Source organism: Caballeronia insecticola, from assembly GCF_000402035.1.
GTDB classification, from domain to species: domain Bacteria; phylum Pseudomonadota; class Gammaproteobacteria; order Burkholderiales; family Burkholderiaceae; genus Caballeronia; species Caballeronia insecticola.
In genome coordinates this window covers 277,309-291,895 of the sequence record NC_021289.1, presented here as the reverse complement: position 1 = coordinate 291,895, position 14,587 = coordinate 277,309, and the positions used below count along the sequence as shown (strand labels likewise).

The 14,587-nt window shown below is 63.9% G+C and carries 10 protein-coding genes; 3 read left to right on the top strand and 7 right to left on the bottom strand.

Annotated elements, in window-relative coordinates; translation table 11 throughout:
• Nucleotides 1–28: 28 nt before the first annotated feature.
• Nucleotides 29–1,444 carry an MFS transporter gene (locus BRPE64_RS25955; RefSeq protein ID WP_016347922.1) on the bottom strand — a complete coding sequence of 472 codons (1,416 nt, stop codon included), beginning with the start codon at nt 1,442–1,444 and terminating at the stop codon, nt 29–31.
• 236 nt (nt 1,445–1,680) lie between these two features.
• Complete coding sequence (locus BRPE64_RS25950; protein WP_016347921.1) at nt 1,681–1,935, bottom strand: DUF6723 family protein; 255 nt, start codon at nt 1,933–1,935, stop codon at nt 1,681–1,683.
• Nucleotides 1,936–2,243: 308 nt separating this feature from the next.
• Here BRPE64_RS25950 and BRPE64_RS25945 point away from each other — a divergent pair, with 308 nt between their 5' ends.
• The gene (locus tag BRPE64_RS25945; protein ID WP_016347920.1) at nt 2,244–7,127 is read left to right on the top strand and encodes a response regulator; all 4,884 of its coding nucleotides are present in this window, start codon (nt 2,244–2,246) and stop codon (nt 7,125–7,127) included.
• A gap of 52 nt (nt 7,128–7,179) precedes the next feature.
• Here the strand turns inward: BRPE64_RS25945 and BRPE64_RS25940 are convergent, their stop codons facing one another.
• Nucleotides 7,180–8,298: a 3-deoxy-7-phosphoheptulonate synthase gene (locus tag BRPE64_RS25940; RefSeq protein WP_044043690.1), complete on the bottom strand. Its 1,119-nt coding sequence runs from the start codon at nt 8,296–8,298 to the stop codon at nt 7,180–7,182.
• Nucleotides 8,299–8,489: 191 nt separating this feature from the next.
• Here BRPE64_RS25940 and BRPE64_RS25935 point away from each other — a divergent pair, with 191 nt between their 5' ends.
• Nucleotides 8,490–9,164 (top strand): HAD family hydrolase, encoded by a 675-nt coding sequence (locus BRPE64_RS25935; RefSeq protein WP_044043299.1) that lies wholly within the window; start codon nt 8,490–8,492, stop codon nt 9,162–9,164.
• Entirely contained in the window at nt 9,161–10,201 is a 1,041-nt protein-coding gene (locus BRPE64_RS25930; RefSeq protein WP_016347917.1) for an aldose epimerase family protein, read from the top strand. The genes BRPE64_RS25935 and BRPE64_RS25930 overlap by 4 nt, the downstream gene beginning before the upstream one ends.
• Before the next feature lie 7 nt (nt 10,202–10,208).
• Here the strand turns inward: BRPE64_RS25930 and BRPE64_RS25925 are convergent, their stop codons facing one another.
• The 4 genes from BRPE64_RS25925 to BRPE64_RS25910 all read right to left on the bottom strand — a co-directional run bounded on the left by BRPE64_RS25925 (nt 10,209) and on the right by BRPE64_RS25910 (nt 14,375).
• Nucleotides 10,209–11,345 carry a porin gene (locus BRPE64_RS25925; protein ID WP_016347916.1) on the bottom strand — a complete coding sequence of 379 codons (1,137 nt, stop codon included), beginning with the start codon at nt 11,343–11,345 and terminating at the stop codon, nt 10,209–10,211.
• Between the two features lie 236 nt (nt 11,346–11,581).
• Nucleotides 11,582–12,631 carry a hypothetical protein gene (locus BRPE64_RS25920; protein WP_144063543.1) on the bottom strand — a complete coding sequence of 350 codons (1,050 nt, stop codon included), beginning with the start codon at nt 12,629–12,631 and terminating at the stop codon, nt 11,582–11,584.
• 26 nt (nt 12,632–12,657) lie between these two features.
• The gene (locus BRPE64_RS32015; protein ID WP_144063542.1) at nt 12,658–13,476 is read right to left on the bottom strand and encodes a glycoside hydrolase family 75 protein; all 819 of its coding nucleotides are present in this window, start codon (nt 13,474–13,476) and stop codon (nt 12,658–12,660) included.
• An 11-nt stretch (nt 13,477–13,487) separates the two neighbouring features.
• Nucleotides 13,488–14,375 (bottom strand): hypothetical protein, encoded by an 888-nt coding sequence (locus tag BRPE64_RS25910; RefSeq protein ID WP_016347913.1) that lies wholly within the window; start codon nt 14,373–14,375, stop codon nt 13,488–13,490.
• Between the last annotated feature and the right edge of the window lie 212 nt (nt 14,376–14,587).

The window sequence follows — 14,587 nt, the reverse complement described above, 5'->3', positions numbered from 1 at the left end:
GGCCGTGCTTATCTCCAAGCCATCACCATCAAGCGTGATGATGATCCGGCCAAGCATCGTGCGCATTGGGCAGCGAACCAACATCACGCGACTCGACCGCACGCCGCCCCGGAATCTCCCGCCCGCGCAACGAACATCCCACCGTCTCCGTGACGAACAGTAACGCCACCGCGCCGACCGCGCACGCGCCCATCATGTAGTAAGCCGGCACCAGCGTGCTGCCCGTGCGTCCGATCAGCCAGTCGGTGACCATCGGCGCGGTGCCGCCGAAGATCGACGTCGACAGGTTATAGGCGATCGCCATGCCCGCATAACGCGCCTGCGTCGGGAACATCGCGGGGAACATCGCCGAAATGCTCGCGAGTTGCGGCACGTACAGCAAGCCCAGCACGCCGAGGCCGATCAACGCGCCCGCGATGCCATGCGACATCAGCGTGAACATCGGCACGGCGGCGACGAAAATGCCCACGAGCGACAGCCACCACACCTTCTTGCGGCCGATACGGTCCGACAGCGCGCCCGCGAAAGGCAGCAACACCATCATCGACAACATGCCGAGCAGCGGCAGCAACAGCGAAAGGTTGTCGCTCATGCCGAGTTCCTTCTTCATGAAAGTCGGCATATAGGCGAGCAGCACGTAGTTCACCACGTTGAGCGCCACGACCAGACCGCCGAGCTGAAGCAGCGGCTTCCAGTAGTTCGCGAACAGTTCGCCCAGCTTCACGCCGGTGTGATGCTCGCGCTCCGCCGCTTCGGCGCACTCGCGAAACACGGGCGTGTCTTCCATCTTCGAACGCAGATACAGGCCGATCAGACCCAGCGGCGCCGCGACCAGAAACGGCAGACGCCAGCCCCACGCGTGCATGGCGTCGTTGCCCAGCAGCACCGAGCAGCCGAGCATCAGGAACGCGCCGAGCGAGAAGCCCGCGAGCGTGCCGAATTCAAGGAAGCTGCCGCAAAAGCCGCGCTTGTGATCCGGCGCATACTCGGCCATGAACGTGGCCGCGCCGCCATATTCGCCGCCGGTCGAGAAGCCCTGAATCATGCGCAGCACGACGAGCGAGGCCGGCGCCCAGATGCCGATGCTCGCATACGACGGCAACACGCCGACGAGCAGCGTCGCCATCGACATGATGATGATGGTCAGCGCCAGCACATGCTTGCGGCCGAGCCTGTCGCCGAGCGGCCCCCAGAACAGCCCGCCGAGCGGACGCACGAGAAACGAGATGGCGAACGTGGCGAGCGCGAACAGCGTGGCTTGCGCCGTGCTGCCGGGGAAGAGCGCCGCCGAGATATAGGTGAGGCCGTAGCTGTAGATGCCGTAATCGAACCATTCGGTCGCATTGCCAATGGCCGATGCGGCCATCGCGCGCCTGATCGGTCCGCGCTCAGGCGCCTGCGCCGTCTGGTCGCCTTGCGTGGTGGAGGGTTGCACATAGCTCATAGTCGTTTCCCGGATGCGTCAGTGACCGGTGCCGCGCCCAAGTGCGCGCGCCATGCACCGCCTTGAGTTCAAGATACAGACGCATGCCGCCCGCCTCGCATGTCCTAGGACGATCGCGATGCTGGGGTTTTCCCCGAAGCGCGGGCGGTTCTTGCCGATCGCCGCGCGATGTTGCGGGGCTTCTTACCCATAGCAAGTGTCATAGGACATTCGCGACAAAACGCATCGGCGCGACGCTAACGCTCCGGATTGGCGATATCCGCCGCGACGATCCGCAGGCCGAGCGCTTCGGCCGCGCGCCGCGCATCCTCGCTGGATTCGAACGGCCCGATGGTCTCGCAGCCATCGAACGGATAGAGCACGCGCTTGTCGCGCTTCCTGACGACCTTGAGCGTGCCGATGTGCAGGCCCGTCGCATTCACCACGTACGATGCGTAGATATCGAAGCCTTCGTGCGACCCTGCTCCTGATGTTGGCGTGGTTTTCGGCATCGGTTTGGACATGGTCTCGACTATCGGCCAGCTGGGAGAAGTATTCGCGTTGCTTCGCATCGGGTTCAGCAAAAAGCGTTCCGTGCGGGATGGGCGTGTGTGCGTACGCCTGCGTTGACGATCCCATCGCGATACCCCGAGCGCCTTTACCCATGGGCTTGCGGCGCACGCGGCGGGGTACAACGAAAGCATATTTCCATGCGAGAATTCGACATCGCTCACGCGGGCCGTTCGGGCCGTCCGCGCGAGCGGCCAACCTGGAATGTTTAAGTCGCCACATCGAGACCGGCCGAGGAGACCCAGCGTCGATGAAAGCTGACCATCTGATCGCGGATTCGAGGACGCACGGGGCCGATCCGAGCTTCCTCCTGGGCGGCGGCGAAATGGGCGCGCTCATCCGCAATGCGGACTGGACGCAGACCGCGCTCGGCGCGCCCGAGCACTGGCCGCAGAGCCTCAAGACGGCCATCCGCATCATGCTGACCTCGCGCCAGCCGATCTGGGTCGGCTGGGGGCCGGACCTGCTGTTCTTCTATAACGACGCGTACAAGTCGATCATCGGCGGCAAGCATCCGCACGCGCTCGGCCGGCCGACCTCGCTCGTCTGGCGCGAGATCTGGAACGAGATCGGTCCGCTGCTCGACACGGCGCTCGCGGGCATCGAGGGCATCTTCGTCGAACAGAAGCTGCTCATCATGGAGCGCAACGGCTTCCCCGAGGAAACGTATTACACGTTCTCCTACAGCCCGGTTCCGGATGACCGCGGCGGCGCGGGCGGCATCATCTGCGCCAACAGCGACGATACCCAGCGCGTGCTCGGCGAGCGCCAGTTGCTCGCGCTGCGCGAACTCGCGGCGTCCGCCGCCGATGCGCGCACGTGGCGCGAGGCGTGCGAACGGTCGATGAACGCGCTCGACAGCGCATCGCGCGACATGCCCTTCGCGCTGCTCTATGCGGCCGAACCGGGCGGCGAGACGGCGACGCTCGTCGGCGCGTGCGGCATCGAGCCGGGACACCCGGCCGCGCCCGCAATCCTGCATGCCGCACACGCTGACCCGTGGCCGTTTCAGGATGTCCTGCACGACAACCAGCCGCGCGTCCTGTCGAATCTGCAACAGCGGTTCGATGTCCCGCTGCCCACGGGCGCGTGGAACGTCGCGCCGGAGAGCGCGGTGCTGCTGCCCGTCGCGCCGTCGGGCGAAACGGGGCGCGCGGGCGTTCTGATCGCCGCGCTCAACCCGTACCGGCTCTTCGACGAAGGCTATCGCGCGTTCATGAATCTCGTCGCGGGGCAGATCGGCGCAGCTATCGGCTACGCGCATGCTTACGACGAAGAACGCCGCCGCGCCGAAGCGCTCGCCGAGATCGACCGCGCCAAGACCACGTTCTTCTCGAACATCAGCCACGAATTCAGGACGCCGCTCACGCTGATGCTCGGGCCGCTCGAAGAACTGCTCGCGAGCCCCGGACGCATCGATCCGGAAGACAGGCGGGTCGTCGAGATCATGCATCGCAACGGGCTGCGGCTGCTGAAGCTCGTCAACGCGCTGCTCGATTTCTCGCGCATCGAGGCCGGGCGCATCGAGATTCATCGCCAGCCGACCGACATCGCCGGGTTCACGGCCGAGCTCGCGTCGCTGTTCCGCTCGGCGATCGAGACGGCGGGGCTGCGCCTCGACATCGACATTCCCTCGACACCCATCGTCGCGACGGTCGACCGCGACATGTGGGAAAAGATCGTGATGAATTTGCTGTCGAACGCGTTCAAGTTCACGTTCTACGGGGTCATCCAGATTTCGCTGCACGCGGATGCGGGCCGCGGCGTCGAGCTGAGCGTGCGCGATACGGGCATCGGCATTCCGGAGCACGAACTCGCGCGCGTGTTCGAGCGCTTTCATCGCGTGGCGGGCGCGGCGGGACGGTCGCTGGAAGGCAGCGGCATCGGTCTCGCGATGGTGCAGGAACTCGTCAAGCTGCACGGCGGCACGATTCGCGTCGAGAGCCGGCTGGGCGCGGGCACGCGTTTCATCGTCGCGCTGCCGGAATTGCGCGAATCCGACGCCGTCCGCCACGCTTCGCCGCGCGCCGAAGCGAGCGTACGCGCGCGCACTTATGTCGATGCCGCCATGCGCTGGATGCCGGACGCGGACGAACGGCCCGGCGCGGGCGCGGTGGCGAACGAGGAAGACGCGCCGCTCGGTGCACAGGCCGCCCGGAACGCGCTGTCGGGGCGCGTGCTCGTCGTCGACGACAATGCGGATCTGCGCGACTACATGCGCCGCATGCTGGCCGGCGCGGGTCACGACGTGATGGTCGCCGCCGACGGCGAAGCCGCGCTCGCCCTGGCCCGCGAAACGCCGCCCGAAGTGATCGTCTCCGACGTGATGATGCCGCGCCTCGACGGCTTCGGCCTCTTGCAGGCGCTGCGCGAGGACGCGTCGTTGCGCGAGACGCCGGTCGTGCTGCTGTCGGCGCGCGCGGGCGAGGAGGCGCGCATGGACGGCCTCGAAGCCGGCGCCGACGATTATCTGACCAAGCCCTTTTCCGCGCGCGAGCTGCTTGCGCGCGTGGCGAGCAATCTGCGGCTCGCGCGGCTGCGGCACGAGACCGAGCAGCGACTGCGCGACGAATCGCGCACGCTGGAAATCCTCAATCGCGTCGGCACGACGGTCGCGGGCGAGCTCGAACTGAGCCGCGCGGTGCAAGTTGTCGTCGATGCCGCCACGGAACTCACCGGCGCCGCGTTCGGCTCGTTCTTCTACAACGTCATCGACGAACAAGGCGGCCGCTACACGCTCTACACGCTGTCGGGCGTGCCGAAGGACACGTTCGCCCAGTTTCCGATGCCGCGCAACACCGCCGTGTTCGGGCCGACCTTCGAGGGCGTCGGCATCGTGCGCTCGGACGACATCACGAAAGATCCGCGCTACGGCCGGAACGCGCCGCATCAAGGCATGCCGAAGGGCCATCTCGCCGTGTGCAGCTATCTCGCCGCGCCGGTCATGTCGCGCACGGGCGAAGTGCTCGGCGGCCTGTTCTTCGGGCATCCGGAGCCGGGCGTGTTCACGGAACGCTCGGAGCGAATCCTCGCGGGCATCGCGGCGCAGGCGGCCATCGCAATCGACAATGCGCGGCTTTTTCAGGCGGCGCAGGACGAGATCGCCGAGCGCACCCGGGCGCAGCAAGCGTTGCGCGAGCTGAACGAGACGCTGGAGCGGCGCGTCGCCGATGCCGTCGCGGACCGCGACCGTCTGTGGGAACTGAGCGAAGACCTGTTCTACGTGGCGAGCTTCGAGGGCGCGCTGCTGCGCGTGAGCCCGTCATGGACCACCCTGCTCGGCTTCGACTCGCAGCGGCTGCACTCGCACACGGTGATGGATCTGGTGCATCCGGACGACGCGGCGTTTGCCGCCGCGGAACTCGAGCACCTGCGTGCGAGCGGCGCGCCCGCGCGTTACGAATGCCGGCTCGGGCGCTCGGACGGCGGCTGGCGCTGGATCGCGTGGAACGTCTCGCTCGATCCGCGCACGCGACGTATCCACGGCGTCGGGCGCGACGTCACGTCCGACCGCGAAACCGCCGACGCACTGCGTCACGCCGAAGAGGCGCTGCGCATGGCGCAGAAGATGGAAGCCATCGGCAAATTAACGGGCGGCGTCGCGCACGACTTCAACAACCTGCTGCAAGTGATCGGCGGCAATCTCCAGTTGCTCGCGAAGGACGTCGCCGGGCAGGACAAGCCCGAGCAACGCGTGCGCAACGCGCTCGCGGGCGTCGCGCGCGGCGCGAATCTGGCGTCGCAACTGCTCGCGTTCGGACGGCGTCAGCCGCTCGCGCCGAAGGTCGTCAATCTGGGCCGCTTCGTGCGCGGTCTCGACGACATGTTCCGCCGCGCGCTCGGCGACGGCATCGAGATCGAAACGGTTGTGTCGGGCGGCTTGTGGAATACGCTCGTCGATCCGTTTCAGGTCGAGAACGCGCTGCTCAATCTCGCAATCAACGCGCGCGACGCGATGAAAGGCCACGGCAGGCTCACGATCGAAGCGGGCAACGCGTGGCTCGACGAAACCTACGCGATGCGCAACGCCGACGTCGCGCCGGGCCAGTACGTGATGGTCGCGGTGACGGACACGGGCTCGGGCATGTCGCCCGAAGTGCAGGAGCGCGCGTTCGAGCCGTTCTTCACGACCAAGCGCGAAGGTCAGGGCACCGGGCTCGGCCTGTCGATGGTGTATGGCTTCGTCAAGCAATCCGGCGGCCACGTAAAGGTGTATAGCGAGGAAGGCATCGGCACGACGGTGCGCATCTATCTGCCGCGCGCGCGTCAGGAGGAAGACCTCGAAACGAGCATCGATGCGGGTCCCGCGAAAGGCGGCAGCGAAACCATCCTCGTGGTCGAGGACGACGAAGAAGTGCGCGCGACCGTCGTCGAAATGCTGGCCGAACTCGGCTATCGCGTGCTGCGCGCGAAGGATGCACAGAGCGCGCTGGCCATCGTCGAGAGCGGCGTGCCGGTGGATTTGCTATTCACCGATGTCGTGATGCCCGGGCCGCTGCGCAGCACCGAACTGGCGCGCAAGGCGCGCGAGCGCGTGCCGGGTATCGCGGTGCTGTTCACGTCGGGATATACGGACAACGCCATCGTGCATGCGGGACGGCTCGACGAGGGCATCGATCTGCTGAGCAAGCCTTATACGCACGAAGCGCTCGCGCGCAAGGTGCGCTATGTGCTCGGACTGCGCGTGCGGGATGCGGCGCCGGCCACAGCGGATGCCGATGTGGATGCCAGCGTGCCCGATGCGGTCGATACCGTTGGAGCCGACGCCGTGTCGCGCATGCGTGTGCTGTTCGTCGAAGACAACGAACTCGTGCGCACGAGCAGCGCCGAATTGCTGCGCACGTTCGGGCTCGATCTGATGGAAGCGTGCAGCGTAGAGGAAGCGCTGACGCTGCTGCGAGAGCATCGCTTCGAGTTGCTGCTGACGGATGTCGATCTCGCGGGGAAATCGGGCGTCGAGCTTGCGATCGAGGCGTGCCGCGAGATGCCGGAACTCGGCGTCGTGTTCGTGACCGGCTACGACCTTGCTTTGAATGACGATGAACGGCGCGCGTTGCCGAAAGCCATTCAGCTACGCAAGCCGTTCGATCCGCTCGCGTTGATCAATGCGTTGAATGCGGCGGCGGTACGGTAACGCTAGAACGTAGCGATGCGCCTGTCGAACCCGACAGGCGCATCGCGAACCATCAGCCCGCGCGGCGCTTTCTCACCGCTTGCGCGAGCAGTTCGAGCACCGGCTCGCTCTGCGTCCAGCCGAGACACGCATCGGTGATCGATACGCCGTGTTTGAGCGGCACGCCCGGCTTCAGGTCCTGACGGCCCTCTTCCAGATGGCTCTCGATCATCACGCCGGTAATGCGCCGCTCGCCTGCTTCCAGCTGACGCGCGATGTCCTGCGCGACATCCACCTGACGCAGATGCGACTTGTTCGAGTTGGCGTGCGAGCAGTCGATCATCACTTGTTCGCGCTGGCCGAGCGCCGCCAGCGACGCGCATGCCTCGGCGACGCTTTCGCTGTCGTAGTTCGGCCCCTTCTTGCCGCCGCGCAGAATGACGTGACAGTCGTCGTTGCCGCGGGTTTCGAAGATCGCGGCCATGCCCATCTTCGTCATGCCCATGAACGCGTGGCTCGCGCGCGCTGCGACGATGGCATCGGATGCGACCTGCACACCGCCGTCAGTGCCGTTCTTGAAGCCGATGGGACACGACAGCCCCGACGCCAGTTGCCGATGGCTCTGGCTCTCGGTCGTGCGCGCCCCGATGGCGCCCCACGCGATCAGATCGGCAATGTATTGCGGGCTCAGCAAATCGAGGAATTCGGTTGCGGTCGGCAGACCGAGTCCGCTGATGTCGAGCAGAAGTTCGCGCGCGCGGCGCAGGCCTTCGTTGATGCGGAAGCTGCCGTCCAGACGCGGATCGTTGATATAGCCTTTCCAGCCGACCGTCGTGCGCGGCTTCTCGAAGTACACGCGCATCACGATGAAGAGATCGTCGCGCAGTTGTTCCGCCACGACGCGCAGGCGGCGGGCGTATTCCATCGCCTGATCGTGATCGTGAATGGAGCACGGGCCGACCACGACCACGAGCCGGTCATCGCGGCCATGCAGAATATTGGCGATGGCGGCGCGGCTGTCTTCGACGAGCGTCTGCACGCCGGGCGTGACCGGCAGTTCGTCGAGCAGAAGCGCGGGCGAGATCAGCGGACGCACCGCGCCGATACGCGTGTCGTCGATGCGGGTCGTGTCTTGCGTGGCGTCGGCCACGCCTGCCTCCTGATCGCGGGAGGGATTGTCGATGCGGGTCAAAATAAGCTCCGTCATGCGTTATCGTTGCAAAATTCGGGTGTTTCATGCGCGTTTTCCGCGCGCATACCGCCATAGGGCGCAGACATTCATTATCGCACTTGCGGCGGATCACGGCGTTCAAAAGCCTGCAAAACGCGCAGCCGAGAGTGCGTATCATGCAGACAGACAGTCAATCGAAAAGGGAGCGGACCATGCGCATTGAAACGTCATTCCTGTTCGACCTCGACGGCACGCTCGTCGACAGTGTTTATCAGCACGTTCTGGCGTGGAAGGAAGCGCTCGACGCCGAAGGCATCGAATTGTCGGTGTGGCGCATTCACCGCAAGATCGGCATGAGCGGCGGACTCTTCACCAATCAGTTGCTGCGCGAGACGCATGGCGAGATCAGCGCGGACCGCGTCGAACGGCTGCGGCAACTGCATGCGGAGGCGTACACGCGGCTGCGCGCGCAGGTTTGTCCGCTGCCGGGCGCGTGCGAACTGCTCGATGCGCTGACGCAGGCCGGCACGCGCTGGGCGATTGCGACGAGCGGGCGCATGGAGACGGCGCAGGTCAATCTCGAAGCGTTGGGCGTCGATCCGTCGAAGCAAGTGGTCGTCACGCGCGATCAGGTGAAGTACGCGAAGCCCGATCCCGATCTGTTCCTTGCCGCCGCCGCCCGACTGAACGTGCCGATAGAAAATACGGTCGTTGTCGGCGACAGCATCTGGGACATGCTCGCAGCGCGCCGTTGCCGTTCGCTCGGCGTCGGCTTGCTGTCGGGCGGTTATGGCAGCGATGAACTCGAACGTTCCGGCGCGCTGCGCGTGTACGAAGATCCCGCCGATCTTTTGCTCCATCTCGACGAAGTGGCCGCACGCCCATGACCGTACACGCCACTATCGACATGCGCGCGTGGGGCGATGCGCGTCTTTACACCTTGCGCAATGCATCGGACATGCGCATCGATATCAGCGATCTGGGCGCGACGCTCGTTTCATGGCACGCGCCCGATCGCAACGGACGCATAGCCGATGTCCTGCTCGGCCACGATACGCCCGAAGACTATCGACATGGCCGCGCGTTCATGGGTGCGATCATCGGGCGTTGGGCCAATCGTATTCGCGATGCGCGCTTCACGATCGATGGCGTCGCGCATGAAGTCGAACGCAACGAAGGCGCGAATCATCTGCATGGCGGATCGGCGGGGTTTCATCGGCAGATGTGGCGCGTGCATGAAGCCGATGGCGCGCTGGTGATGACGCTGACATCGCCCGCGGGCGCGTCAGGTTTTGCGGGCAATCTGGATGTGACCGTGCGCTATGCGTTGAGCGACGACGGCACGCTATCCATCGACTACGAAGCGCGCACCGATGCGCCCACGCCCGTCAATCTGACGAACCACGCGTATTTCAATCTGAGCGGCCAACCAGGCGCGCAGGCGAACATTCGCGATCATGAAATCGCGATTGCGGCTGACAGTTACTTCGCGATCGATGCAAGCTCGATTCCCGTCGCGCGCGAAAACGTGGCGCGCAGCGTCTTCGATCTGCGCACGCCGCGTTCGATCGGCGTGGGTCTCGATGCATCGCACGAACAACTCGCGCTCGCGGGTGGCTTCGATCATTGCTATGCATTGAACGATGATCGCGCCGATGAACCGCGCACGGTCGCCGTGCTGTTCGATCCGTCGAGTGGACGCGAACTGAGCGTCGCCACCGATGCGCGCGGCTTGCAGTTCTATTCGGGGAATTATCTGGAAGGCGTGCCCGCGCGCGATGGATCGAGCTATCGCAAACATGCGGGCTTGTGTCTCGAAGCAGGCGGCTTTCCGAACGAGATCAACATGGACAGCGCGCACGCCGTTCTGCGTCCCGGCGAGATTTATCGTCAGCGCACGCGCTATACGCTGCGCGTGCGCTGAAGCACGATCAGAAGATGGTGCGCAAGCCGAGCGATACGCCCGTCTGATTCGAGCGGCCGGGCAGTTCGACTTCGGCCGCGCCGGTCACTTTGTTGAAGTCCACCGTGCCATACACTTCAGTGCGCTTCGACAGCGCGTATTCCGCCAGCGCCACGCCCGTATAGCGATTGCCGCTGCCGGTCGCGCCGCCGCCGATGGCCGCGTTCTTCATGTGGTCGTAGTAGAACGCGCCGGTCAGCAGCAGCGCGGGCGTGACCTGATACGTGATGCCTGCGAACGGACCGTCGTCGCGGCGGCCCGAGCCCTTCAGGATATCCGTGCCGGACACGAGGCCGCGCTGTTGCAGGATGCTGTCGACGAAGCCGGTGTCGTCGGTCGAATGCAGATAGCCCGCGTACAGCTTCGCCTGGCCGATCGTATAGACGACGTTGGCGTTCCAGATCTTCTGCTTGTTGTTCGCGTTGTCGCTGTTCTGCTGATAGCCGCCGCCGATAGCGAGCGCGCCCAGCGCATACGATGCCGTGAAGCCGTACATGTTGCCCGCGCCGAGGTGGCCCGGCACCTGACCCGAGAAGCCGCCCGCGCCCGTCGCCGTGTAGTTCGTACCGAACGAGTACATCGCCCCGAGCGTCAGGCCCGCGAACGTGCCGTTGTATTTCACCGCGTTGTCCGCATAGAGACCCGCGCCCAATGCCACCGGCAGCCACGCGTTCTCGAAGTAATTGCCGACGGTAAGCGGATCATAAGTGTCGCCGAGCATGTCGAACAGCGGCGTCTTCTGACGGCCGAGCGTGAGCGTGCCATATCGGCTCGACAAGCCGACGAATGCCGCGCGGTTGAAGGCGCGCGCGCTGTCGGAGTACTGGCCGTTTTCCAGTTCGACGCCGCTTTCCAACTGGAAGATCGCCTTGAGGCCGCCGCCCAGATCTTCGCTGCCCTTAAAACCGATACGGCTGTTGGTAATGGCGCCGTTGGTCATGAACAGCTTGCCGTCGTTATTGGCGTTGGCGTTGGTCAGATAGCGCACGCTCACGTCGGCGACGCCGTACAGCGTGACCGAGCTTTGCGCGAACGCGGATTGACAGGCAAGTGCGATGAGCGATGCGCCGATGCCTGCGAAGGCACGCGATGTGATGATTTTCATGATGTGTCGAAGACGTCTCTTTTGATTATTTCTGGTGAGCTTTCACGCCGCCTTTCAAGCTCCTGTCTAGCGCTGCCTTCATAAGTCTTTAAGGCGTTGCATACAGAATCTTTTCGGCGCAACGTAAAAAAGCACGCGGCTTTTTAACACATCCAATATCCTCACGCGCAGCGTAAAGCAAGGGGTGTCGCGTTTTACGCAACACCCCTTGCGTGTTTAGCGGCGCGTGTTCGGCGCTATTGCGCGTAAAACTTCTGGAGTTCCACTGCTCGCAACATATAAGGCCAACGTTCCTTATGGCGCGGATTGCCCTTGCATGTCGGCGATGCATACGCGACCAGTTGCGCACGAACGCGATCCGCGCTTCCCCTTGCCTGCACGAGCGCGCAATCCGCTGTCCCGGGCGAAGAATTCCTGATGCGCGAGTTCACGAGCACATCGGCGATCGTGCTGCTTTCTTCCGTCGCAACCTTGCGATACGACGGCCACCAGTAGCGCGAGAGCCAGTTGTCGACGAGCCATGCCTGCGTTTCTTTCTCGCGCAGCACGAGCCTCATGTCGTGACGAAAGATGCGCCAGTCCGCTTCATTGGTCTTGCCGTTGTTATAGGTTTTGCAATATCCGTCGCCTGCATAACCGTATTCCTTGTAACCGAACGGCTTGTCATCGAGATCGTTCGTTATGACGGTCGATGGCTTCTTGCAGTGTCCGCCGTTGGCATACAGCACGTCGAAATTCACGCCTCTTAGCCGATAAAAGCGCGCTGCCTCGGGAAGCGAATCGCCTTTGGTCGCCTGAATATGCTTGATGAAATCGGACAGCAAGCCGCTGTCCGCATGCGCAATGCCGATGCCGCCCTTCGAATAAGCCATCAGCCGCTTGCCGTCTCCGCCGCTCACGCCGCGCCATTTGTTACCGACCGGATCGGCAGGCAAACCATCGGGCGGCTCGACGCCCCATTCCGCGACCGATTGCGACAGCGCGATAAGACCGAGCGCGGATATCGCTTTAGGGTCCGATGGATTCTTCACGTAGGCATCGACAAGTCCTTTGACGAAGCTCGCCTGAAGCTGCGTCGGGCCGGCCGTATCGTCGGCGGTGGGGCTCCACCCTCCTTGCGTGAGAAATGTATCGAGCGTTGCATCGTCGAGCATCTGTTCCGGGGGAGATGCTGAAGGCAGGCGTGCATGTGCCGAGACGAGCCAACCGCACGTGCCAAGCGCGGCGAACCAGCCAAACCATCGCGCGTGCTTGTGAAACGCATTCGATATCGATTTGCTTTGCATGTGGCCTCCGTTAGCTGCATCGAAATTCATTGCGAAGCCGCGCCATTACCGCCAAGAAATTGCTCAAGCCTTTCCTTAGCGCCCGCGGTTGTCACTTGCACGATGTTCTCCGCCGTCAACGATGCCGGACGCGAATGCGGAAAGACGATGTAGGTGACGTTAGAACCAATGCCCACACCGCCGCCTCCGCCACGCAGACGCGTACACGGACGCTCGGACCCGGCGCATTGCGGATTGCCCAGCTCCGCATGCGCGGCAACCGATGCCTCGCCGAGCCTGAAGTACGGGCCTGCATCGCCGACCACGCCGAACGCACACTGATTGCCGCGAATCACCACGGCGAGATCGCCTTTGCCGATGCCCGTCGATTTCATGAACGAGATCGAGCCGGACGGCGCATCCAGCGGCACCACCACGAACGGAACCTGCTCCGCATCGATGAAATGGCGCGTACTGCCCGCGCCATACGTGAACCACGTCTGGCACTGATCCGTCGCGCTCTTTTGTGGGCCGCACGCGGCGGGCGATCCGTCTGCATCGACGGCGGCTTTGGCCTTGAACGCAACCGTCTTGTCGGCGAACTGAACCACGGACGCCACGCGATTCGGATCGGTGGAGCATTTCAGCGGACGTCCCTTGAACGTGGGCAATGCCTTGCCGCCGAACGTGTTGTGCGTATCGCACTCCTTGTAGAGGTCCGTGAACGTCGCGTGATCGTTCGCGCGAACATCGGCGGCCTTCGAGAAGTCGAGTTGCGCGACGCGTTGCGCGATATCGGCGCACTCTTCCGCGTGAACGAGCGACGCCATCAGCGACGCAGCGAGAATCGAAACGATCTTCGACATGTTCGACACTCCTATGAGCAGGCCTTGCCCATGCGATCGAGATAAGAGCAGATCACCGTTCCCCAGCGCGTCAGATCGAAGTGCTGGGGGTCGTCGTGTCCGTTGGAGATGCCATCGTCGATGGCCGCGTGATACGCAGGAATGAGCCACTTCTTCGCGCGCACGCTTGCGGCGATATAGGTCAGCGCGAGCTTCTGCATTTGCGCATCGGACAAGCCGGGCGTCTGCGCGATGCGGTCGTTGCGACAGTCGCCGTTCACCATCGCGGCGTCGCCGGGCTTCAACTCGGCGATACGCAACTGCACGTTCTCGACGTGCAGAAACAAGCCGCGCGAATTCGGTCCGGCGTTGGCCTCGAGCTTCGTTGCGCGCCACGGCACGCTGAAGATGCGCCCTTGCGGCGCGACGAGCTTGCCGTCACGCGTGATGTAAAGATGCGCGTTGGCGTCGTTGGCCCATCGCGATGCGCGATTCCACGATGCATCCGCATCTTCGGAACGCGCGAACTGCCCGGTATCGGTGCATACGTTCAGGCTCGTATCGTGGATGACGAAATAGCGCGCCTGCGGATGTCCCGGCGCAGACGATTGCGACAGCGGTTGCGTCACCGCGCCGCCAAGCGCATTCGGCGCAATGTCGAGTTGCTTGAGCAGTGCGAGGAACTCGTCGGGCGTAATGCCGACCGGTTGACCGATGAAATGCTCGAACGGCGGCGGCAACGGATTCAATCGCGCGCCGAGGCTTCCGCCTTTCATCACCGGTCTCAGCAAACATCGCGCTTGCGTGATCTCATCGCCCGCAAACGACAGCGACTGATTCGAAAAATCGCATCCCGCCGCCGTTGCGCGCACGCTCCACATAAGCGACGCAACCACGCTTAACAGCACGACAATGTTCATGGCGCAGCCTTCTCTCGATCGAAGAGATTCAAATCGCTTAGAGCGGGTCTTGCGCGTTGTCGAATGTGTGCTGCGGCTTCTTCACGCTCAGGCCGGATTCATCGCAAGGCGATGTTGTGCATCGCTTTACAGGCGTAAGAAATGCCCGCTTTCGACGCTCCGCACCGTGCGAAACATCACATATCTTCAGTGGACTTTGTGGCGTAAAGACT